A 20,661-nucleotide genomic window follows, 5' to 3' on the forward strand; every position below is an offset into this window, starting at 1 on the left:
TGCCCGATGGGGTGGACGGGCGGCAGGTAGACCACGTCGAAGCCCATCCGCGCGATCGCCGGCAGCCGCCGGGCGGCGGTGCGGAAGGTGCCGTGCGGCCGCTCCGGTGTGCCCTCGGAACGCGGGAAGAACTCGTACCAGGCGCCGTACAGCGCCCGCTCCCGCTCCACCAGCAGCGGCAGCGGGTGCGAGGCGGTGACCAGTTCCCGCAGCGGATGCCGGGACAGCACCGCGTCCACCTCCGGCGTCAACGCCGCCGCGAGACGGGCCGCGGCGGACCGGCTCCCGTCCCGCAGGGCGTCGGCGGCAGCGAGGAGGACCTTCCGCCCGTCCTGCGGCGCCCCGTCGGCCGCGCGCTCGTGCAGGAGCGCGCCGTCCTCCAGGACCAGCTCGGTGTCCATCCCCGCCGGGATCTTGATCTGCGCGTGGTGCCGCCAGGTGGTGACGGGATCACCCCAGGCCTCCACGGTGTACGTCCAGCGGCCGGGCTCGCCGGCCGTGACGGTGGCACCCCAGCGGTCGGTGCCGGGGGCCAGCTCCCGCAGGGGCGTCCAGGGGCCGGGGCGGCCCTCGGGGTCCGTGAGGACGACGTTGGCGGCGACCGCGTCATGACCCTCGCGGAACACGGTGGCCGAGACCTCGAACGACTCGCCGGTCACCGCCTTGGCGGGCCTGCGGCCGTGCTGGACGACCGGGCGGACGTCGAGGACGGGTATGCGCCCGACGGCCGTGCCGCCGGCCGCTGAGGGTGACTCCGGAGCCGGCGGGCCGCTGTCGGCCGGACGCACGGGGTACGCCTCGGTGCTGGGTGTCGGAGGGGCTGACGAGTGCTGCGTGGCGGGCATGACCGCTCCTGTCCGCGTCAGACTGGGTGGGCGGATGGCTGTGGGGAGGGGGTCCTGCGGGGCATCCCAGAGGCCTGCCGGTTGGTGACCTGCGGGCTGTACCGGTGGAGCCTTCCCACCCTATTCGGGTGAGCATTCCGGCACATTGTTAACTACTCGTGCGTATGTCCAGACACACAACCGGCCCCGTTCTGGCCGAACGGGGCCGGTACCGGAAGTGTTCCGCGTCAGTGCGTCACCTGCAGCAGTTTGTCCGGCGAACCGAGACCCCGGGCGGATACTTTTCCGGATACTGACTGGGCGACAAGTGCCTTGCCGACCTGGGCCGGGGTGGCCCGTCGATGGTCCGCGAGGTACAGTGCCGCGGCGCCGGCCGCGTGCGGTGCCGCCATCGACGTACCCGAGTAGGTCGCCCGGGCGGTGTCGTCGGCGCGCGATGCCGAGGTGATCGACACGCCCGGGGCGAAGAGGTCGACGGCCGGGCCGAAGTTGGAAAAGGCCGGTTTCGTATCCCTGGGGTCGGTGGCGCCGACCGTGATCGCCTCCTTGACACCCGCGGGGGAGTAGAGCGAGGCCGACAGCCCGTCGTTGCCCGCCGCGACCGTGTACGCCACTCCGGACCTGATCGAGGCGCGTACGGCGGCGTCCAGCTGCGCGTTGTGGTAGCCGCCCAGGCTGAGGTTGGCGACCGCCGGTTTCCTGGCGTGTTCCGTCACCCAGTCGATGCCCGCGACGACCCGGGCCGTGGTGCCCGCCCCGGTGTCGTCGAGGACACGTACGGACACCACCTTGGCCTTCTTGGCCACCCCGTACCGGGTGCCGACGACGGTGGCGGCGACATGGGTGCCGTGTCCGTTGCCGTCGCCCGCACCGCGGTCACCGTCGACGAAGTCCCAGCCGAGACTCGCCCGCCCGCCGAAGTCCTGGTGGCTGGTCCGGATACCGGTGTCGAGCACATAGACGGTCACGCCGGAACCCCCCGAGTCCGGCGAGGTGTACGTCCCGTCCAGCGGCAGACGCGCCTGGTCGAGCCGGTCCACGCCCCAGGACGGCGGGTTCTTCTGCGTCCGGTCCACGCCCCAGGGCGGCGGGTTCTTCCGCACCCCCTCCGCGCCCCAGGGCGGCGGGTTCTTCCGCACCCCGTCCAGGCTCACGCGGCTGTCCTGGACGACCGAGGCGACCCGCGGGTCCGCCGCGAGGAGCCGAGCCTGTCTCTGGTCGGCCCTGATCGCGTACCCGTTCAGTACGGTGCCGTAGGTCTGGCTGATTTTCGCCCCGTACTTCTCGGCGAGGCCTTTTCCGGCCGCCGACAGGGCTTTCGTTCCCCCCTTGAGCGTCACCAGGTAACTTCCGCCGACGGAGCCGGGCTGTCCGGCGCCGACTATCCGCCCCTCCGGTGCGGCGTGCGCGGGCAGGGTGATGGCCGAAAGCGCCGCGACACAGGTCACCGCGGTCAGACCCCCCGCCACGCGCAGACGCCGGGTTCGCGTCCGTGCCATGGCTGTGTACCCCCTCCTGAGACGGCGTCCGGCAGCCGCGGTCCAGGCGCTGAACGCTTCCCCCCGGCCGGGACGCCACTGGCAGCCTCTCGCGCGGCGCGAAGCACCACAAGAACGCCTGAGGGTGCGGAACCGGCCATATCGGGCTCGGGGGCCGGACGGCGGGACCTCCAGCGAGCGGGGCACAAACGCCGGTACGGTTTCGGTGAACGCTGCGCACACTGTCGTGCGTCCTCCAGCGAACGCGTCGAGGTGGCAAGTGAAGGCGATCCGTCGATTCACCGTCCGTCCCGTTCTCCCCGAACCCCTCCGACCGCTGAGTGATCTGGCGCGGAATCTGCGCTGGTCCTGGCACGCTGAGACACGAGATCTCTTTCAGTCCGTCGATCCGGAACGCTGGGCCGCCTCGGACGGCGACCCGGTGCGGCTGCTCGGAGGGGTGCGTCCCGCGCGGCTCGCCGAGCTGGCCGAGGACCGCCGTTTCCTGCGCCGGCTCACCACGGCCGTCGACGACCTGAACGACTACGTGACCGGCGACCGCTGGTACCAGACCCGGGCGAGCGAACTCCCGGCCGCCATCGCCTACTTCTCCCCGGAGTTCGGCATCACGGCCGCGCTGCCCCAGTACTCCGGCGGCCTCGGCATCCTCGCCGGCGACCATCTCAAGGCGGCCAGTGACCTCGGCGTACCGCTGATCGGGGTCGGCCTGCTGTACCGGCACGGGTATTTCCGGCAGACGCTGTCCCGGGACGGCTGGCAGCAGGAGCACTACCCGGTGCTGGACCCGCACGAGCTGCCCGTCGCCCCGCTGCGGGAGGCCGACGGCACCCCGGCCGACGTCTCCCTGGCCCTGCCCGGCGGCAAGCGGCTGCGGGCCCGGATCTGGCTGGCCCAGGTCGGCCGGGTGCCGCTGCTGATGCTGGACTCCGACGTCGAGGAGAACGAGCTGGGCGAGCGCGGGGTGACCGACCGGCTCTACGGCGGCGGCAGCGAGCACCGGCTGCTGCAGGAGATGCTGCTCGGTATCGGAGGGGTGCGGGCCGTACGGACGTACTGCCGGCTCACCGGGCACCCCGAGCCCGAGGTCTTCCACACCAACGAGGGTCACGCCGGCTTCCTCGGCCTGGAGCGGATCGCCGAACTCGGCGACCAGGGGCTCGACTTCGACTCCGCGCTCGAATCCGTGCGGGCCGGGACCGTCTTCACCACGCACACCCCCGTCCCGGCCGGTATCGACCGCTTCGACCGGGAACTGGTCGCCCGCCACTTCGGCCCCGACGCCGAACTGCCCCGCATCGATGTCGGACGGGTCCTGGAGCTGGGCCGGGAGACCTACCCCGGCGGCGAACCCAACCTCTTCAACATGGCCGTGATGGGCCTGCGCCTGGCCCAACGCGCCAACGGCGTCTCCCTGTTGCACGGCAGGGTCAGCCGGGAGATGTTCTCGGGCCTGTGGCCGGGATTCGACCCCGAGGAGGTGCCGATCACCTCCGTGACGAACGGCGTGCACGCCCCGACCTGGGTCGCCCCGGAGGTGTTCCGGCTCGGCGCCCGGCAGATCGGCGCCCAGCGCACCGAGGACGCGATGGCGGGAGGCGGCTCGGACCGGTGGGACGCGGTCGCTGACATTCCCGACCAGGACATCTGGGAGCTGCGCCGCAACCTGCGCGAGCAGTTGGTGACGGAGGTGCGCGAGCGGCTGCGCGCCTCCTGGCGGCAGCGCGGCGCGGGGACGGCCGAGCTGGGCTGGATCGACGGTGTGTTCGACCCCGATGTCCTCACCATCGGGTTCGCGCGGCGCGTCCCGTCGTACAAGCGGCTGACGCTGATGCTGCGCGACCGCGACCGGCTGACGGACCTGCTGCTGCATTCCGAGCGGCCGATCCAGATCGTCGTCGCCGGGAAGGCGCACCCCGCGGACGACGGGGGCAAGCGGCTGGTGCAGGAGCTGGTGCGGTTCTCGGACGATCCGCGGGTGCGGCACCGGCTGGTGTTCCTGCCCGACTACGGCATGGGGATGGCCCAGAAGCTCTACCCGGGCTGCGACATCTGGCTCAACAATCCGCTCCGGCCGCTGGAGGCCTGCGGGACCAGCGGGATGAAGGCCGCGCTCAACGGCTGCCTCAACCTCTCCGTCCTGGACGGCTGGTGGGACGAGTGGTTCCAGCCCGACTTCGGCTGGGCGATCCCCACCGCCGACGGCGTCGGCACCGACCCCGACCGGCGCGACGACGTGGAGGCCGCCGCGCTCTACGACCTGCTCGAACAGCGGGTGACCCCCCGCTTCTACGAGCGCGGTCAGCAGGGCCTGCCCGACCGGTGGATCGAGATGGTCCGCCAGACCCTCACCCTCCTCGGCCCCAAGGTGCTGGCCGGCCGTATGGTCCGCGAGTACGTCGAGCGGCTCTACGCCCCGGCCGCCCACGCCCACCGCACCACGGACCCGGACTCCGCACGCGAGATCGCCGAGTGGAAGGCCCGGCTGCGCGCGGCCTGGCACGGCGTCACCGTCGACCACGTCGAGACGACCGCCGCCACGGCCACCGCGGAACTCGGTACCACCCTCGGGCTGCGGGTGCGGGTCGCCCTCGGCGACCTCGGGCCGGACGACGTCGAGGTACAGGCGGTCTCCGGCCGGGTGGACGAGGAGGACCGCATCACCGACGCCACGGCCGTCCCGCTGAAACCGGCGGACGGCCCCGACCCGGAGGGACGCTGGCTGTACGAGGGCCCGCTGTCCCTCGACCGCACCGGCCCCTACGGCTACACGGTCCGCGTCCTGCCCGCCCACCGTCTGCTGGCGTCCAGCGCCGAACCGGGACTGGTGGCGCTGCCGTCGGAGGAGGTGGTGGAGGCGGCGGGGGTGCTGCTGAGGTGAGGCTGCTGCTGAGGTGAGGGTGTCGCCGGGCTCCCGGCGGTCACTCGAACTCCGCGCACAGCCTGCGCAGTACCGCCCCGCACCGCCGCGCGTACGCGTGCTGCAGCCCCCGGGTCGCCGGGCCCCCCGCGCGGGAGTACCACTTGGCGCCGCGGCTGAAGGCGGACACGGTCAGCCAGACCGTGCCGTCGCCGGTGCGGTCCACGAGGAAGGACTCCTCGCCGCACTCCGGGTGACCGGCCAGCGTGCCGTACGCCCAGCCGGCGCGGCGGGGTTCCTCGACCGTCCAGACGACGCGGCAGGGCGCCTTGATGAGGCCGGCGAGGGTGACGGTGACGTCGACGTCGGGGGCGGCCCGGTCCGCGCCCGCGTCGAGGCCCACGCCGAGCTCCCGGTGCATCTCCCAGGTGAGGACCGCCTCGGAGGCTCTGCGGAAGACCCGCTCGCCCTCACCTATACGGGTGCGCACGTGCAGGGGGTGGAAGCCGGGCGGGCAGTAGCCGGCCTCCCGGGTCGCGCCGACGTCGTCGTACGTGAAGGACATGAGTCCCAAGAGTAGGGCGGCACCCGGGAAGGACTTCGGTCCGGGTGCCGCCCTGTCACGCCAGCTGTCGCTCCTCTGTCACACCGCTGTCAACTGCCCGACAGTCAGCTGACGTTGACCCCGGACCAGGCGGCGGCGACCGCCTTGTACTCGGCGCTGGTGGCGCCGTAGAGGGCACTGGCCGCCGAGAGCGTGCCGGTGCGGGCCGACTTGTAGTTGGTCGTGGACGTGAAGTACGTGGTCAGCGCCTTGTACCAGATCTGCAGGGCCTTGGCACGGCCGATGCCGGTGACCGTGGTGCCGTTCGACGTCGACGAGTTGTACGACACGCCGTTGATCGTCTTCGCGCCGCTGCCCTCCGAGAGGAGGTAGAAGAAGTGGTTCGCGACGCCCGAGGAGTAGTGCACGTCCTTATTGCCGACGGTGGAGGACCAGGAGTCCGACGAGGCGCCGTCCTTGCTGGGCTTGTCCATGTAGCGCAGCGGGGAGCCGTCCCCGTTGATGTCGATCTCCTCGCCGATGAGGTAGTCGCCGACGTCGTTGGTGTTGTTGGCGTAGAACTCCACGCCGGTGCCGAAGATGTCGGAGGTGGCCTCGTTCAGGCCCCCGGACTCGCCGCTGTAGTTGAGGCCGGCGGTGTTCGAGGTGACTCCGTGGCTCATCTCGTGGCCGGCCACGTCGATCGCGGTCAGCGGGTGGGTGTTGCCCGAGCCGTCGCCGTAGGTCATGCAGAAGCAGCTGTCGTCCCAGAAGGCGTTCACGTACGCGTTGCCGTAGTGGACCCGGGAGTAGGCCCCGACACCGTTGTTCTTGATGCCGTTGCGGTTGAACGTGGACTTGTAGAAGTCCCACGTCTCCTGGGCGCCGTAGGCGGCGTCGACGGCCGCGGTCTGGTCGGTGGTGGAGTTGGAGGCCGCGCCGGTGCCCCAGGTGTCGTCCGCGTCGGTGAACAGGGTGCCCGCGGAGGTGGAGGTGGTGTGCGACTTGTTGTACGTCTTGTGGCTGCCGCGGCCCCCGTCGGTCAGCTGGTACGTCGAGCCCGACAGGGTGGTGCCGAGGGTGACGGTGCCGGAGTACAGGCTCTTGCCGGTGCCGGTCTCGATGCCCTGGTACTCGTAGAGCTTCTTGCCGGTGGCCGCGTCGGTGACGACGTGCAGCTCGTTCGGGGTGCCGTCGTCCTGGAAGCCGCCGACGACGGTCTCGTAGGCGAGGACGGGGGTGCCGGAGCCGGCCCAGACCACCTTGCGCGGGGCCTGGTCGGCGGCCGTCTTCTCGGAGCCCGCGGCCTGTGCGACGGTCAGGGCCTGCTTCTCCGCCTTGCCGGCGGCGATCTTCGGCGTCAGCGAGGCGACCTTGATGGACGCCTTGGCGGCCTTGGTCACGCCCTTGGTCGCACCGGTGGGCGACTGGTGGACGACCAGGTCGCCGCCGAGGACCGGCAGGCCCGCGTAGGTGCGCTCGTAGCGGGTGTGGACCGAGCCGTCGGCGTCCTTCACGACGTCCTTGACGACCAGCTTCTCCTTGGCGCCGAGGCCTATCTCCTGGGCGGTGCCGGCGGCGTCGGCCTGCTGCTCCTGGATCAGCGAGGTGCGGGCGGCGGCGGACAGCTGCTGCGGGGCGGCGGCCAGCGTGGATCTGCCGGTGTCGGCCGCGGTCTGGACGGCGGCCGAGGAACCGGTGGTCAGACCGGTGGCGAGCAGTGCTCCGGCGGCGACGGCGGTGGCGACGGCCAGAGTGGAGCGGCGGTGACGCGCGTAGAGAGAGGACACACAAACTCCTTGGAGTGGGGGGTTGCTGGGAAGCTGTGCGGCGGTTGAGGGAAGAGTGGCACTGCGCCGCGTACATGTCATGACCCCCGAGTGATGTTGGCTGAAAGCCGACTGTCCGGTTTGTGTTTCGGGAATGTGAACGAGGTTGCCACCCCGGGGAGTTGGCCGCCGGTCGCGGCATCTTCACAGAATGCGCTTGCCGTGCAGGTGATGTTCACGCTGTCCGTGGGGGCGGAGGAACGGGAGCTCTTGGGGGGCGGGGTCGTTGTCCGGAATCGATACGGCGGTCGCGTTCTTGGAGGGGGTTCCGCCGCTCTCGTGCCTCGGTCGGCCTCGCGCTCGCGCTCGCGTCGCCGTCGCCTCGGCGCCTTCGCGGCGATGCACCCCCGTCACCCGGCGGGGGCATCGTGTGGGTACACGACCAGTGACAAGCCGACGATCAGGCCATACGGACAGGTTGCCGGGGATCAGTGCTGTGGCCCGGAATCCCCGTGCCACGACCGCCACAGCGCCGCGTACGCCCCGCCCGCCGCCACCAACTCCTCGTGCGTGCCGAGTTCGGTCAGCCGGCCGTCCTCCATCACGGCCACCCGGTCGGCGTCGTGCGCGGTGTGCAGCCGGTGCGCGATCGCGATGACCGTACGGCCCTGGAGTACGGCGGCCAGGGCGCGCTCGGTGTGCCGGGCGGTCGTCGGATCCAGCAGGGCCGTGGCCTCGTCGAGGATCAGGGTGTGCGGGTCGGCCAGGACCACCCGGGCCAGGGCGAGTTGCTGTGCCTGAGAGCCGTCCGCACGGCAACCGCCCTCGCCCAGCGCGGTGTTCAGCCCGTCGGGCAGCTCCCGTACCCAGCTGTCGGCGCCGACCACCGTCAGAGCGGACCACAACTGCTCGTCCGTCGCGGCCGGTTCGGAGATCAGCAGGTTGTCGCGGACCGTACCCAGGAACACATGGTGCTCCTGCGTGACGAGGACGACCTGCCGGCGCAGCTGCTCCGGGCCCAGCCCGACCACGGGCACCCCGCCCACCGTCACCGCCCCCGTGCTCGGTGCGTCGACGCCCGCCAGCAGCCTGCTCAGCGTGGACTTCCCGGCTCCGGAGGGACCGACGACCGCCAGCCGCTCCCCGGGACGCACGGTCAGGTCCACCCCGTGCAGCACCTGGCGGCCACGGTCGTAGGCATAGCGCACGTCGGTCACGTCGATGCGGTCGTTCGCCGGGGCGTCGGGGGAGCCGTGGTCCGCGTCGGCCCGCGGGGCGCCGGCGAGGCCCTCCACCCGGGCGAAGGAGGCGCCGCTGCTCTGCAGTTGTTCGATCCGGACCAGGATCTCGTCCAGCGGCCCCTCGAACTGGCGCAGATACAGCGCCGCCGCCACGACGGCCCCGAGACTCACCGTCCCGCGCGCGTGCAGCCACCCGCCGAGCAGCAGCACCCCCGCCACCGGGAACAGGTACGACACCTCCACCACCGGGAAGAACACCGTGCGCAGATACAGCGTGTACAGGCGTCTGCGCCGGGACTGCTCCAGCGCCTCCCGGTTCACCGCGACCCGGCGCTCCCGCAGCCGGAACGCCTCCACCGCGCGGGCCCCCGCCGCGGTCGCCGCGAGAGTCTCGGCGACCTCCGAGTTCGCGGCGCCCTCGGCGAGATAGGCGTCCCGGGCCCGGCGCAGATACCAGCGCAGGGCGAACCAGACCTCGTACGCGTCGATCACCGTTCCCCCCGTGCAGGATCCGCGACTTGATGAGCACTGGCACCTGCGGGGCAGGCGCCCCGCGAGGTGCGGAACTTCGATCGGATGCCGGTCCCGGCCTTCTCCCTCTCGGGTGCGTCGCGCTTTCGCCTGCCGGTGATCGCCTCGACTGTGGAGAAGGCTGCCGTACGTCGGCGCGCGCGAGTAGTCGTCAGGTCTTCCTATTCTGGCACCTGATCAGTGCTGACCGGGCGAGAACTACGTGCGGACTCGGCCCCACGGCTTGAAGACCGAGAGCACCATCGCGAAACTCAGCAGCACCATGGCCGTGATGGCGAGGAACGCGACGAACCAGATGTCCTGCAACGGTTGTTCGCCCGAGGCGAGTTCGGTGATCGGGCCCAAGAAGGCCAGCATCATCACACAGGCGATGACGTTGAGGGACAGCTTCACCGCGACCCACCGGTAGCGAACGAGTCCCCACTTGGACGCCAGCCCCAGCAGGACACCGGTGACAAGGCAGACCACCCCCGCTGCGAGAGCCGACAGCAGCAGGGGAACGACGAAGAAGTCCGCGAGTGCCCGGTATACGGCGGTGCGGTCGTCGCCCGCGCGTACCCAGCCGATCACCACCAGAACGGCGGAGATGACATCGATGCCGATCCAGGCTCCCGCCGACACGACATGCGTGACCAGGATGCTCTTGCGCAGCCGAGCCGGGATGCGCCAGCGGACTCGGTTCGCCCGTGCCGGCGGAGTGGTTCGGGGTGTGGTGAGGGAACTCATGGTCGTCCTTGTCTGCGGAGTGCATGGGGTACGGGTCAGGTGCGGTCGATCAACCGCGGGAGACCGATCAACCGCGGGAGACCTCTGGGGTTCTTCAATGGCGCCGGCTTTGGTGCGGATCAGTGCGGCCATCGAGACGCGTTGGGTCCTTGCGGCGGTGACCCGCACGACGGGGGTGTGGCCACGGTGGTTCCCCGTGCGGCCTTCGGGCGGCCTCAGGCCCTGGCCTGCCTTGTCCTTCCAGGCGGCGATCCTCGGCTCATCCCGCCCGGTGGTCTACGGATCCGGACTTCCCTCAGGCGGTACTTCCCTCAGGCAGTGAGGACTTCCAGCGCGGCGGCGTGCACACCCGGCGCGGCGGCGAGGTAGCTCCCGTCGGCCAGTTCCCACGGTTTGCCCTCAAGGTTGGTCACGACGCCTCCGGCTTCCTGGACCAGCAGCACACCTGCCGTGTGGGACCGGACGTTGTCGAACTGCCAGTGCAGGTCCATGCGGCCCGCGGCGACCTGGGCGAGCTGGTGGGTCACAGGGACGGAGACCCGCACATGCAGGGCGGCGTTTGTCATCGCGGTGAAGGCGGAGCCCATCCGCTGCGCGAGCTCGGGGTCGTGACCCGGCTGGGCCTGGCCGGTCCCGGCCAGTGCGCCGTCCAACGACGTCTTGACCGAAACCCGCAGCCGTACACCGTTGAGGAACGCCCCGCCGCCCTCGGTCGCGGTGAACATCTCGTCGTGGACCGGGAAGTAGACCACCGCCAGCAGCGGGCGGCCGTCACGGACGAGGCTCACGCCGATGTTCCAGTCGGGCATGCCCTGCACGGCGTTGACGTTGCCGCCGACCGGGTCGATGAGCCACCACTCGCCCATGGCCAGCGGTCCCGATCCGTGTTCGTCGTTGAGCCAGCCCGCGCTCGGCAGGGCCTCGGTCAACGCCGGGCGCAACGTGTCGACCACGGCCGCGTCATTGGCCTGGAGGTTCGCGAGCAGTTCGGGGAGCGCGGGCGGGCGGGACTCGGTGGAATAGCGCGTCATCATCCGGGCGCCGGCGTGGCGGACGGCGGCGACGGTGGCGGCAAGCAGTTCCTGGCTCATGGGATGCTCCTGGAATTGATCGAAGTGAATCTATGTCTTGTTAAGATTTACGTTCATGCAATTGGACTTGAATCTGCTGACCGTGCTGGACGCCCTGCTCGAAGAGGGCAGCGTGATGGGTGCAGCCGAGCGGCTGCACCTGTCCTCGCCCGCGGTCAGCCGCACCCTCGGCAGACTTCGCGCCGTCACCGGGGACGACATATTGGTGCGCACCGGCCACTCGATGGCTCCCACCCCGTACGCGGTGTCGGTGCGGGAGGATGTGCGCCGACTGGTCAGGCAAGCGCACGAAGTGCTCTCGCCGATCCGTGAGCTGGACCCGGCCGAGATGGATCGCACCTTCACGATCCAGTGCCACGACGCGGTGGCCGCGTCACTGCTACCGGTACTGGTCGGGAGGATCCAGCAGCGGGCTCCCGGGGTGCAGTTGCGGGTGCTGGCGGAGAACTCCGTCGACACCGACGACCTGCGACACGGCCGCGTCGAGCTGGAACTCGGTGGCGGCAGGCCCAGCCTGCCCGAGTTCCGGTCCGAGCCGCTCGGCGTCGATCGCCTCGTTGTCGCGATGCGCGCGGAGCACCCCTGTGCCGCCGGACTCGACCTGGCCTCCTACGCGGCGCAGCCGCATGTGGTGATCTCCCGGCGTGGCCGCCTCACGGCGCCGATCGACGACGCGCTGGCCGCCGAAGGCCTGCGGCGCCGGGTGGTCGCGGCGGTGGCGACGGTGTCCACCGCCCTGCAGATCGCGGCCCGTGGCGACGCGCTGGTCACCTGTACGGCGATCCTCGGCCGCCCGCTCATCGAGGCGTTCGGGCTCCTCGCCCGGCCGCTGCCGATCGAGTCCCCTGCGGCGACGATCAACTGCAACTGGCACCAGCGCTACGATTCCGACCCCGCCCACGCCTGGCTCCGCGAGCAGGTCCGGGCATCGATCGAGGAGATCACCGCCTGCTGACTGCTCCGCCCACTCCGCCTGCTGACCACTTCCCCTATTCCGCCAGTGGCAGGGCCACGGCACCGGGATGACCAGGCGCCTCGGCTTCGTCGAGCATCGCCGCGGCCACGGTTTCCCGGCTGACCTTCGCACCGAGGTCGAAGGGAGGCCCGGCCTCCAGACCGACCGTGCGCCTACGGGGGCTTTCCGGCCCGTCGGCGAGCATCCCGGCGTGGAAGACGGTGCCCCCGGCCGCGAGAACGGTGTTGTCGGCTTCGACCTTGTCCGCGAGCCGGTCGCCCAGCACCTTGGCGAGCACGCCCGCGCCCTCCCCGGCCACTTCGGCTGACCTGCCCGTGCCGTAGGCGCCGAGCCAGATGACGCGCCGTGGGCCGGCGGCGACGACGGCCCGGGCGCCGGTCAGAAGAATCCCGGCCCGGTCCGTGCCGAGCGCGGAAAGGACCACGGAATCCCCGTCCACGACGGCGGCGATACTGGCCGCGTCGTTCACGTCGCCCGCCACTTTCCGCAGGTTCGGGGAGTCGGGCAGGGCGATCCGCTCGGGATCACGCGCGATGGCGGTCACGGTGTGACCACGTCGCAGCGCCTGCCGGGTGAGGGCGATTCCGGTCTGGCCGGAGGCCGCGAGGACGGTGAGGTTCATGCCGAGAACGTTAGGGAGGCCATCACTTAACATCAAGTGCAAGTAGCTGAATTGATAAGTTACCCAGACGCAATTGCGTCAGCGGGGATCGCCACTGCACGTAGTCATTGCCACGGGATCGCGGATTTGCTGATCCACTGCTGACGAACCACCTTCATTGCTGACGAAGTCGCGGAACCTACACCCTGGAAGATCACGCCAGACTGTCCCGCCACGCCCGGTGCAGATCCGCGAACCGGCCCGTCTCCGCGATCAGTTCGGCCGGGGTGCCGTCCTCCACGATGCGGCCCTGCTCCATGACCAGGACCCGGTCGGCGATCTCCACGGTCGACAGCCGGTGCGCGATCACCACCGCCGTACGGCCCTGCAGAACCGTCGCCATCGCGCGCTGCACCGCCCGCTCGCCCGGGATGTCGAGGGAACTGGTCGCCTCGTCGAGGATGAGCACCGCCGGATCAGCGAGCAACGCCCGTGCGAACGCGACGAGTTGACGCTGACCGGCGGAGATACGGCCGCCTCGCTTGCGGACGTCCGTGTCGTAGCCGTCGGGCAGGGAGCTGATGAACTCGTGCGCGCCGATCGCCTTCGCGGCCCGCTCGATGTCGTCACGGGTGGCGTCCGGCCGTCCGATCGCGATGTTCTCGGCGACCGTGCCGGAGAACAGGAACGCCTCCTGCGTCACCATGACCACCCCGCGCCGCAGCTCGGGCACGGTCAGCTCGCGCAGGTCGACGCCGTCGAGGAGGACCCGGCCCGCGGAGGGGTCGTAGAAACGGGCGAGCAGCTTGGCCAGGGTCGACTTGCCGGCGCCGGTCGAGCCGACGACCGCGACCGTCTGCCCGGCCGGCAGCGTCAGATCGAAGCGGGGCAGCACCTCGCCGCCGGTGCGGTAGGCGAACCGGACCCCGTCGAAGAGCACCTCGCGGCCGGGGAACTCCGACGCGAGAGGCGGAAGTTCCCGGGGCGCCGACGGCTCCGGCACGGACGGCGTCTGCGCCAGCAGCCCCGCGATCTTCTCCAGCGAGGCCGCCGCCGACTGGTACGAGTTCAGGAACATCCCGAGCCGGTCGATCGGGTCGTACAGCCGCCGCAGATACAGCACCGCCGCCGCCAGCACCCCCAGCTCCAGCGAGCCGTCCGCCACCCGGTAGGCGCCCCACAGCACCATCAGCGCGACCGCCGTGTTCGCGACCAGCCGGGAGCCGACGACATAGCGGGCCATCTCCAGCAGCGCGTCCCCGTTGGTCCGCTCGTGCCGCTGGTTCAGTACGGCGAAGTCGGCGTCGTTGGCGGCCTCGCGGCGGAACGCGCGCACCGGGCGGATGCCGTTCATCGTCTCGACGAACTTCACGATCACGGTGGCCATCGCCGTGGACCGCTTCCCGTACACCCGCGCCGCACGCTGCCGGTACATCCGTACGAGGAGATACAGCGGCACGAAGGACGCCACCGCGACCGCGCCGAGTCCCAGGTCCAGCCAGAGCAGCAGCACCGAGATGTAGACGAAGGACAGGACGACCGTGATCAGCTCCTGCAACCCCTCGCTGAGCAGCTCGCGCAGGGACTCGACATCCGTCGTGGAGCGGGAGATCAGCCGGCCCGAGGTGTACCGCTCGTGGAAGTCGACGCTCAGCGCCTGCGCATGGCGGAAGATCCGGCCGCGCAGGTCGAGCAGCACGTCCTGGTTGACGCGGGCGGCGGCGATGATGAACCCGTACTGCAGGGCGCCGGAGATCAGCGCGCACAGCAGACAGCCGACGGCCACGGCGATGAGCGGGCCGTTGTCGTGGTCCCGGAACGCCGGTACCGCGCGGTCGATGGCGTACGCCACCAGCAGCGGGCCCGCCTGCACCGCCGCCTGCTGGAGCAGCAGCAGGAGGGACGTGAACGCGACCCGGGCCCGCATCGGAGCGAGCAGGGAACGCAGGAGGGCGGCGGTGGCGCCCGGGGGAGTGGGCAGGACGTCCCCGTCGAAGGGGTCGCCCGAGCCGTGGGACTCCCCGGCCGGCTGCTTCTTGCCCGGTGCGGTGGTCGTGGTCGTGGTCGTGGGCGCCGTCATCCGCCCTCCTCCTCGTCGGTGCCGGCCATCAGGTGGGCGTACTCGGCGTTCGAGCGCAGTAGTTCGTGGTGGGTGCCCACGGCGGTGATCCGGCCGCCCGACAGCAACGCGACCCGGTCGGCGAGCAGGACCGTCGACGGACGGTGCGCCACGATCAGGGCGGTGGTGTCCGCGAGGACGTCCCGCAGGGCCGCCTCCACGGCCGCCTCGGTGTGGACGTCGAGGGCGGACAACGGGTCGTCCAGCACGAGGAACCGGGGCTTGCCGACGACCGCCCGGGCCAGCGCGAGGCGCTGCCGCTGGCCGCCGGAGAGGCTGTGGCCCTGCTCGCCGACCTGGGTGTCGGTGCCCTGGGGCAGGCGGTACACGAAGTCCGCCTGCGCCACGGCGAGGGCCCGCTCCAGCTCGACGGTCCCCGCACCGCCTCCGGCGCCCATGAGGACGTTCTCGCCCACGGCGGCGGAGAAGAGGGTGGGTTCCTCGAAGGCCACGGCGACCCTGGAGCGGAGCTCCTCCCTGGACATGGCCGTGATGTCCTGCCCGTCGAGGGTGATCCGGCCCGACGTCACCTCGTGGAGGCGGGGGACCAGGGCGGTGAGGGTGGTCTTGCCGCTTCCCGTCGCGCCCACGAGGGCCATGGACTCGCCGGGGCGGATGTGGAGGTCGATGCGGTCCAGGAGGGGCGGGGAGTCTTCCGGGGCGTCGGGGTAGCGGAAGCGGACGTGGTGGAAGCGGAGTCCGCTGTCCTCGGAGCGCGTTGCGGTGATACTCACGCTCGTTGGGGTGGTACCGGCGTGCGTTGGGGTGGTACCCGCGCTCGTTGTGGTGGTGTCGGCACGGGACGCGATGGTGTCGGCGCGCGTCGCGGCGGTACTGCCGCGCGTCGCGGCGGTACCGGCGCGCGACTCCGGCTCCTCGTCCATCACCTCGAAGTACCGCTCCGTCGACGTCGCCGCCTCCTGGCTCATCGCCAGCAGGAAGCCGATCGAGTCCACCGGCCACCGCAGCGCGAGGGCCGTGGACAGGAAGGCGACCAGCGTGCCCGCCGACAGCTCCCCGTCCGCCACCTGCACCGCGCCCAGTACCAGGGCCGCCCCGATGGCCAGCTCCGGCAGCGTCACGATGACGGCCCAGATCGTCGCCAGCAGCTTCGCCTTGCGCAGCTCGGTCCCGCGCAGGGTGCCGGACAGTTCACGGAACGCCCGGGCCTGGCTGCGGTGCCGGCCGAACCCCTTGATGATGCGGATGCCGAGCACGCCCTCCTCGACGACCGTCGTCAGGTCGCCCACCTGGTCCTGCGCGCGCCGCGCCACCAGGGCGTACCGCTTCTCGAAGATCACGCAGGTCACCATCACGGGGATGGCCGGCACCAGGATCACCAGACCCAGCGACCAGTCCTGCATCAGCATGATCGCCACGCCGACCAGGATCGTCACGCCGTTGACCAGCAGGAATGTCAGCGGAAAGGCGAGGAACATGCGGAGCAGCATCAGATCGGTGGTCCCCCGGGACAGCAACTGCCCCGACGCCCACCGGTCGTGGAAGGCCACCGGCAGCCGTTGCAGATGCCGGTACAGATCCGCCCGCATCTCCGCCTCGACATGCGACAACGGCCGCGCCACCAGCCACCGTCGGAGCCCGAACAGCAACGCCTCCGCGAGCCCGAGCAGCAGCAGGTACAGCGCCCCGAGCCACACCCCCGCCGGGTCCCGGTCGGCGACCGGCCCGTCCACCATCCACTTCAGGACGAGCGGGATCACCAGCCCCGTACAGGAGGCGAGCACGGCGACGAACGCGGCGGTGAACAGCCGCGTCCGCACCGGGCGGACGTACGGCCACAGGCGCAGCAGGGTTCTTACGGCCGAGTGGTCTTTGGTGGTTGCACGTGTCGGTGCAGGTGTCGTGGCCATCAACAGCGAGCCTACGGACCGGCACTGACATCGCCCACCGAGTTTTCGCCGGACCCGGACCGGCCGCTGGTCCTACGACCTGCGTGTTCGAGGAGTCGCACAGTCGTACAGCGGAGTCGGACAGCGGTGGGACAACGGAGTCGTCCAACGTCGTGGCCGAGGTCGTAGCACGGCATCAACCGATCGGTTGATGCCGCTTCGAGCGTGACGGCCGATGTGCGTGCGGGCCGCTCGGCGGGACGCTGGTGCCATGTCCGTCATCGAAGTGAGCGACCTGCGTAAGTCCTACGGCGGCCGGGCCGTCGTCGACGGTGTCTCCTTCGCCGTCGAGGAGGGCGAGATCTTCGGCGTCCTCGGCCCGAACGGCGCCGGCAAGACCACCACCGTCGAGTGCGTCGAGGGTCTGCGGGTCCCCGACGCGGGCCGGGTCCGGGTGACCGGCCTCGACCCCGTCGCCGAGCACCGGGCGACCCGCGAGGTGCTCGGCGTCCAGCTTCAGCAGAGCGAGGTGCAGGCCAAGCTGACCGTCCGTGAGGCGCTGGAGCTGTACGCCGCGTTCTATCCGCGCCCGCTCGACTGGCGGCCGCTCGCCGAACGCCTCGGCCTGACCGCCAAGCTCACCACCCGGTTCGGCAAGCTCTCCGGCGGCCAGAAGCAGCGCCTGTTCATCGCGCTGGCCCTCATCGGCAACCCCCGGATCGTCGTCCTGGACGAGCTGACCACCGGACTCGACCCCCGCGCCCGCCGGGACACCTGGGAGCTGATCGAGGACATCCGCCGAAGGGGCGTCACGGTCCTCCTGGTCACCCACTTCATGGAGGAGGCGCAGCGGCTGTGCGACCGGATCGCCGTGATCGACCGGGGGCGGGTGGCCGCGCTGGACACCCCGGCCGGTCTGATCCGGCGCTCGGCGGGCGCCACGGTCATCAGCTTCACCCCGTCCGCGCCCCTGGACGACCGTGACCTGGACGCGCTGCCCGCGCTCGCCTCGGTCGAGCACAAGGACGGCCGGATCACACTCTCGGGCACCGACGAGACCGTCAACGCCGTCCTCACCCTCCTCGCCCGCACCCACATCACCGCCCACCAGCTCCGCGTCACCGACGCCACGCTCGACGACGCGTTCCTCGACCTCACGAAGGAGGCAGCGGCATGAGCACGGCCGTCGTCGACACCGCCGTACTGAAGACCGAGGCCCGCCTGTTCCGCCGCGAACCCGGTGCCCTCTTCTGGATCCTGGGGTTCCCGACCCTGCTGCTGGTGATCCTCGGTTCCATCCCGTCCTTCCGGGACCCCGAGCCGTCCCTCGGCGGGCTGCGGACGATCGACATCTACGTCCCGGTGGCCGTACTGCTCGGGATGATCGTCGGCGGTCTCCAGTCCATGCCGCAGACCCTCACCGGCTACCGCGAGCGCGGCATCCTGCGCCGGATGTCCACCACACCGGTCCGGCCCGCCGCGCTGCTGTCCGCGCAGATGCTGGTGTACGGCGGGGCCGCCCTGGCGTCGGCGCTGCTCGCCCTCGGGGTCGGCCGGTACGCCTTCGACGTACGACTGCCGAAGCAGCCCTTCGGGTACGCCGTCGCCCTGGTCCTGGCGATCCTGGCCACCCTCGCGCTCGGCGCGGTCGTCTCCGCCCTGTCGCGGACCACGAAGATCGCGGGTGCGATCGGGTCGGCCGTGTTCTTCCCGGCGATGTTCTGCGCGGGCGTGTGGGCGCCGGTGCAGACCATGCCGGACGTGCTGGCCCGGTGCGTCGGCTACACCCCGTTCGGCGCGGCGGCCGAGGCCCTGAACCAGGCGGCGGCGGGGGACTGGCCGGGGTGGGGGCACTTGGGCGTGCTGGCGATGTGGACGCTGCTGCTCACGGGCGCCGCGAGCCGCTGGTTCCGCTGGGAGTAGGTGACGGGCCGTGCAGACTGGGGAAATGACCACCTCGCCGTCGCGCAGAAACTCCACGAACTGGGCGCCACGGTCACTGTCACCGACGGACAGGCAGATCGAGCGGCGCTGGGACCAACTGCACACCTGGGGGCCGTACGGGCTGCTCGGTATCAGCGTCGTCCTCGGTCTTGCCTCGGCCGATCCGACGTCCAGCGCGGCCAGGTGGTACACCGCCTGGTCCCTGATCGGCGCCGCGGTCGCGCTCCAGCTGTGCCGGCACGGGGCCCGCCTCCGCCGGCCCGACCGCGGCCGGACCCCGTCCTGGGCCGGTACGGCGTACTACACCGTCCGCTGGGCCCTCGCCTTCGCTCTCACCTGGATGAACCCGTTCTTCGCGTTCTACGCCGCCGCAGGCTACATGGACGCCGACGAGACGATCCCGGGCCGGCGGTGGCAGCGGCTCGGGCTGTTCGCGAGCGTGGTCACCGTGGCCGGTGCCCAGTCCGGCGGGCTGCCGCCGAAGAGCTGGGCTCAGTGGGCCGCGTTCGCCGCGCTCATTGTCGCCAACTTCGGTCTGCAGACGGTGATCGCCCACCTCACCGAGCAGGAGGAGCAGCGCGCCCGCGAGCGGGCCGCCACCATCGCCGAACTCGAACGCACCAACGCGGCGTTGCAACAGGCCCTCGACGAGAACGCCGCCCTGCACGCCCAACTCCTCGTCCAGGCAAGGGAAGCCGGGGTCGCCGACGAACGTCGCCGCCTCGCCGCGGAGATCCACGACACCCTCGCCCAGGGTCTGACCGGCATCATCGCCCAGCTCCAGGTCGTGGCGAACGCGCCCGACCTGGACGTCGCCCGCACCCACCTCGACCGTGCCTCGGCCCTCGCCCGCCACAGCCTCGGCGAGGCCCGCCGTTCCGTGCACAACCTCGCCCCTGTCGCCCTGGAGCACGACGGACTTGCGGAAGCCCTGAAGAAGACGGTCGCCGAATGGGGCGAACGGACGGGCGTACGCGCCGAGTTCACGGTCACGGGGACGGGGGAACAGCTCCACGAGGAGGTCGCGGCGACGCTGCTCCGCATCGTCCAGGAAGCCCTCTCCAACGCCTCCCGCCATGCCCGGGCCACCCGCGTGGGCGTCACCCTCTCCTTCCTGGGCGACAAGGTGATCCTCGACATCCGCGACGACGGGCAGGGCTTCGACCCGCTCGCCCGCCCCGAACGCACCCTCCCCCACTCTCGACTTCGCTCGAGCGGGGGGACCCCCATCGGCGGCTTCGGCCTCGACGGCATGCGGGCCCGCGCCGAACGCATCGCCGGCTCCCTCACCGTCGAGTCGGAGCCGGGCCACGGCACGGCGGTGTCCGCTCGCGTACCGTTGGTCCGCCATGAGTGACGAAGCGTTGATCTCCCTGCTGATCGTCGACGACCATCCCGTCGTACGGGACGGTCTGCGCGGCATGTTCGAGTCGGCACCCGGGTTCACGGTCCTCGGTGAGGCAGCGAACGGCGTCGAGGCGCTGGAGCAGGCCACCGACCTCGACCCCGACGTGATCCTCATGGACCTGCGCATGCCGGGCGGCGGCGGAGTCGACGCGATCGCCGAGCTGACCCGGCGGGGCGCCCGCGCCAAGGTCCTCGTCCTGACCACGTACGACACCGACTCCGACACCCTGCCCGCGATCGAGGCGGGAGCGACGGGTTACCTGTTGAAGGACGCCCCGCGCGACGAGCTCTTCACCGCCGTCCGCGCGGCGGCGGACGGCCGTACCGTCCTGTCCCCGGCCGTCGCCTCCCGCCTGGTCTCCGCGGTCCGTACGCCCCGCGCCCCCGGCAACGAGCCCCTCTCCGCCCGCGAGCGCGAGGTGCTGGCCCTGGTGGCCAAGGGAACCTCCAACCGCGAGATCGCCCGCGAGCTGTTCATCAGCGAGGCCACCGTGAAGACCCATCTCACCCACCTGTACGCCAAGTTGGGCGTCAAGGACCGCGCGGCGGCGGTGGCGACGGCGTACGACCGCCGGATCCTGGGCTGATCAGGAGGCGGGGTACGGCAGCAGCCCACCCGCGGTCTTCTCCCAGGCCCTCTTCAGCTCGGCCAGCAACTCGG

At 71.2% G+C, this 20,661-nt stretch carries 15 protein-coding genes and 1 pseudogene; 6 read left to right on the plus strand and 10 right to left on the minus strand.

Features of this window, described 5'->3' with window-relative positions; translation table 11 throughout:
* Together M2271_RS08655 and M2271_RS08660 are read right to left on the minus strand one after the other, a co-directional pair.
* On the minus strand, positions 1 to 845 hold an 845-nt coding region (locus M2271_RS08655), incomplete at its 3' end, for a maltotransferase domain-containing protein (protein WP_280886523.1).
* 227 nt (positions 846 to 1,072) lie between these two features.
* Positions 1,073 to 2,344, minus strand: coding sequence for a S8 family peptidase (locus tag M2271_RS08660; RefSeq protein ID WP_280886524.1), 1,272 nt, complete (start codon positions 2,342 to 2,344; stop codon positions 1,073 to 1,075).
* Positions 2,345 to 2,603: 259 nt separating this feature from the next.
* Here M2271_RS08660 and M2271_RS08665 point away from each other — a divergent pair, with 259 nt between their 5' ends.
* Complete coding sequence (locus tag M2271_RS08665) at positions 2,604 to 5,222, plus strand: glycosyltransferase family 1 protein (protein ID WP_280886525.1); 2,619 nt, start codon at positions 2,604 to 2,606, stop codon at positions 5,220 to 5,222.
* Between the two features lie 40 nt (positions 5,223 to 5,262).
* On the opposite strand, the gene M2271_RS08670 is transcribed toward M2271_RS08665, so the two are convergent.
* From M2271_RS08670 to M2271_RS08690, 5 genes and pseudogenes are all read right to left on the minus strand, one after another.
* Positions 5,263 to 5,766: a DUF1990 domain-containing protein gene (locus M2271_RS08670; protein ID WP_280886526.1), complete on the minus strand. Its 504-nt coding sequence runs from the start codon at positions 5,764 to 5,766 to the stop codon at positions 5,263 to 5,265.
* A gap of 104 nt (positions 5,767 to 5,870) precedes the next feature.
* The gene (locus tag M2271_RS08675) at positions 5,871 to 7,535 is read right to left on the minus strand and encodes a M4 family metallopeptidase (protein ID WP_280886527.1); all 1,665 of its coding nucleotides are present in this window, start codon (positions 7,533 to 7,535) and stop codon (positions 5,871 to 5,873) included.
* Between the two features lie 467 nt (positions 7,536 to 8,002).
* Positions 8,003 to 9,229 (minus strand): annotated as a pseudogene (locus M2271_RS08680) (ABC transporter ATP-binding protein); the annotation flags it as partial.
* 255 nt (positions 9,230 to 9,484) lie between these two features.
* The gene (locus M2271_RS08685; protein ID WP_280886528.1) at positions 9,485 to 10,012 is read right to left on the minus strand and encodes a hypothetical protein; all 528 of its coding nucleotides are present in this window, start codon (positions 10,010 to 10,012) and stop codon (positions 9,485 to 9,487) included.
* Between the two features lie 311 nt (positions 10,013 to 10,323).
* Positions 10,324 to 11,103 carry an inositol monophosphatase family protein gene (locus M2271_RS08690; RefSeq protein ID WP_280886529.1) on the minus strand — a complete coding sequence of 260 codons (780 nt, stop codon included), beginning with the start codon at positions 11,101 to 11,103 and terminating at the stop codon, positions 10,324 to 10,326.
* Positions 11,104 to 11,158: 55 nt separating this feature from the next.
* Here M2271_RS08690 and M2271_RS08695 point away from each other — a divergent pair, with 55 nt between their 5' ends.
* Entirely contained in the window at positions 11,159 to 12,058 is a 900-nt protein-coding gene (locus M2271_RS08695; RefSeq protein WP_280886530.1) for a LysR family transcriptional regulator, read from the plus strand.
* Between the two features lie 34 nt (positions 12,059 to 12,092).
* Here the strand turns inward: M2271_RS08695 and M2271_RS08700 are convergent, their stop codons facing one another.
* The 3 genes from M2271_RS08700 to M2271_RS08710 all read right to left on the minus strand — a co-directional run bounded on the left by M2271_RS08700 (position 12,093) and on the right by M2271_RS08710 (position 16,670).
* Positions 12,093 to 12,701 carry an SDR family oxidoreductase gene (locus M2271_RS08700; protein WP_280886531.1) on the minus strand — a complete coding sequence of 203 codons (609 nt, stop codon included), beginning with the start codon at positions 12,699 to 12,701 and terminating at the stop codon, positions 12,093 to 12,095.
* A gap of 193 nt (positions 12,702 to 12,894) precedes the next feature.
* Complete coding sequence (locus M2271_RS08705; protein ID WP_280886532.1) at positions 12,895 to 14,760, minus strand: ABC transporter ATP-binding protein; 1,866 nt, start codon at positions 14,758 to 14,760, stop codon at positions 12,895 to 12,897.
* Positions 14,757 to 16,670 (minus strand): ABC transporter ATP-binding protein, encoded by a 1,914-nt coding sequence (locus tag M2271_RS08710; protein WP_280886533.1) that lies wholly within the window; start codon positions 16,668 to 16,670, stop codon positions 14,757 to 14,759. Before M2271_RS08710 ends, M2271_RS08705 begins: the two co-directional genes overlap by 4 nt.
* 250 nt (positions 16,671 to 16,920) lie before the next feature.
* Between M2271_RS08710 and M2271_RS08715 the strand changes: the two genes are divergently transcribed.
* From M2271_RS08715 to M2271_RS08730, 4 genes are all read left to right on the plus strand, one after another.
* The gene (locus M2271_RS08715) at positions 16,921 to 17,826 is read left to right on the plus strand and encodes an ABC transporter ATP-binding protein (protein ID WP_280886534.1); all 906 of its coding nucleotides are present in this window, start codon (positions 16,921 to 16,923) and stop codon (positions 17,824 to 17,826) included.
* Complete coding sequence (locus M2271_RS08720) at positions 17,823 to 18,572, plus strand: ABC transporter permease (protein ID WP_280886535.1); 750 nt, start codon at positions 17,823 to 17,825, stop codon at positions 18,570 to 18,572. Before M2271_RS08715 ends, M2271_RS08720 begins: the two co-directional genes overlap by 4 nt.
* Positions 18,573 to 18,648: 76 nt before the next feature.
* Positions 18,649 to 19,950 carry a sensor histidine kinase gene (locus M2271_RS08725; protein ID WP_280886777.1) on the plus strand — a complete coding sequence of 434 codons (1,302 nt, stop codon included), beginning with the start codon at positions 18,649 to 18,651 and terminating at the stop codon, positions 19,948 to 19,950.
* Complete coding sequence (locus M2271_RS08730) at positions 19,943 to 20,587, plus strand: response regulator transcription factor (RefSeq protein WP_280886536.1); 645 nt, start codon at positions 19,943 to 19,945, stop codon at positions 20,585 to 20,587. The genes M2271_RS08725 and M2271_RS08730 overlap by 8 nt, the downstream gene beginning before the upstream one ends.
* The last annotated feature ends 74 nt before the right edge of the window (positions 20,588 to 20,661 follow it).

The organism is Streptomyces sp. LBL (genome assembly GCF_029893585.1).
Lineage (GTDB): Bacteria > Actinomycetota > Actinomycetes > Streptomycetales > Streptomycetaceae > Streptomyces.

What these genes read in the sequence shown, in the direction of transcription:
- M2271_RS08660 (WP_280886524.1), bottom strand. Translation starts at nt 2,344, where the DNA reads ATGGCACGGACGCGAACCCGGCGTCTGCGCGTGGCGGGGGGTCTGACC.
- M2271_RS08670 (WP_280886526.1), bottom strand. Translation starts at nt 5,766, where the DNA reads ATGTCCTTCACGTACGACGACGTCGGCGCGACCCGGGAGGCCGGCTAC.
- M2271_RS08685 (WP_280886528.1), bottom strand. Translation starts at nt 10,012, where the DNA reads ATGAGTTCCCTCACCACACCCCGAACCACTCCGCCGGCACGGGCGAAC.
- M2271_RS08690 (WP_280886529.1), bottom strand. Translation starts at nt 11,103, where the DNA reads ATGAGCCAGGAACTGCTTGCCGCCACCGTCGCCGCCGTCCGCCACGCC.
- M2271_RS08695 (WP_280886530.1), top strand. Translation starts at nt 11,159, where the DNA reads ATGCAATTGGACTTGAATCTGCTGACCGTGCTGGACGCCCTGCTCGAA.
- M2271_RS08700 (WP_280886531.1), bottom strand. Translation starts at nt 12,701, where the DNA reads ATGAACCTCACCGTCCTCGCGGCCTCCGGCCAGACCGGAATCGCCCTC.
- M2271_RS08705 (WP_280886532.1), bottom strand. Translation starts at nt 14,760, where the DNA reads ATGACGGCGCCCACGACCACGACCACGACCACCGCACCGGGCAAGAAG.
- M2271_RS08710 (WP_280886533.1), bottom strand. Translation starts at nt 16,670, where the DNA reads ATGGCCACGACACCTGCACCGACACGTGCAACCACCAAAGACCACTCG.
- M2271_RS08715 (WP_280886534.1), top strand. Translation starts at nt 16,921, where the DNA reads ATGTCCGTCATCGAAGTGAGCGACCTGCGTAAGTCCTACGGCGGCCGG.
- M2271_RS08720 (WP_280886535.1), top strand. Translation starts at nt 17,823, where the DNA reads ATGAGCACGGCCGTCGTCGACACCGCCGTACTGAAGACCGAGGCCCGC.
- M2271_RS08730 (WP_280886536.1), top strand. Translation starts at nt 19,943, where the DNA reads ATGAGTGACGAAGCGTTGATCTCCCTGCTGATCGTCGACGACCATCCC.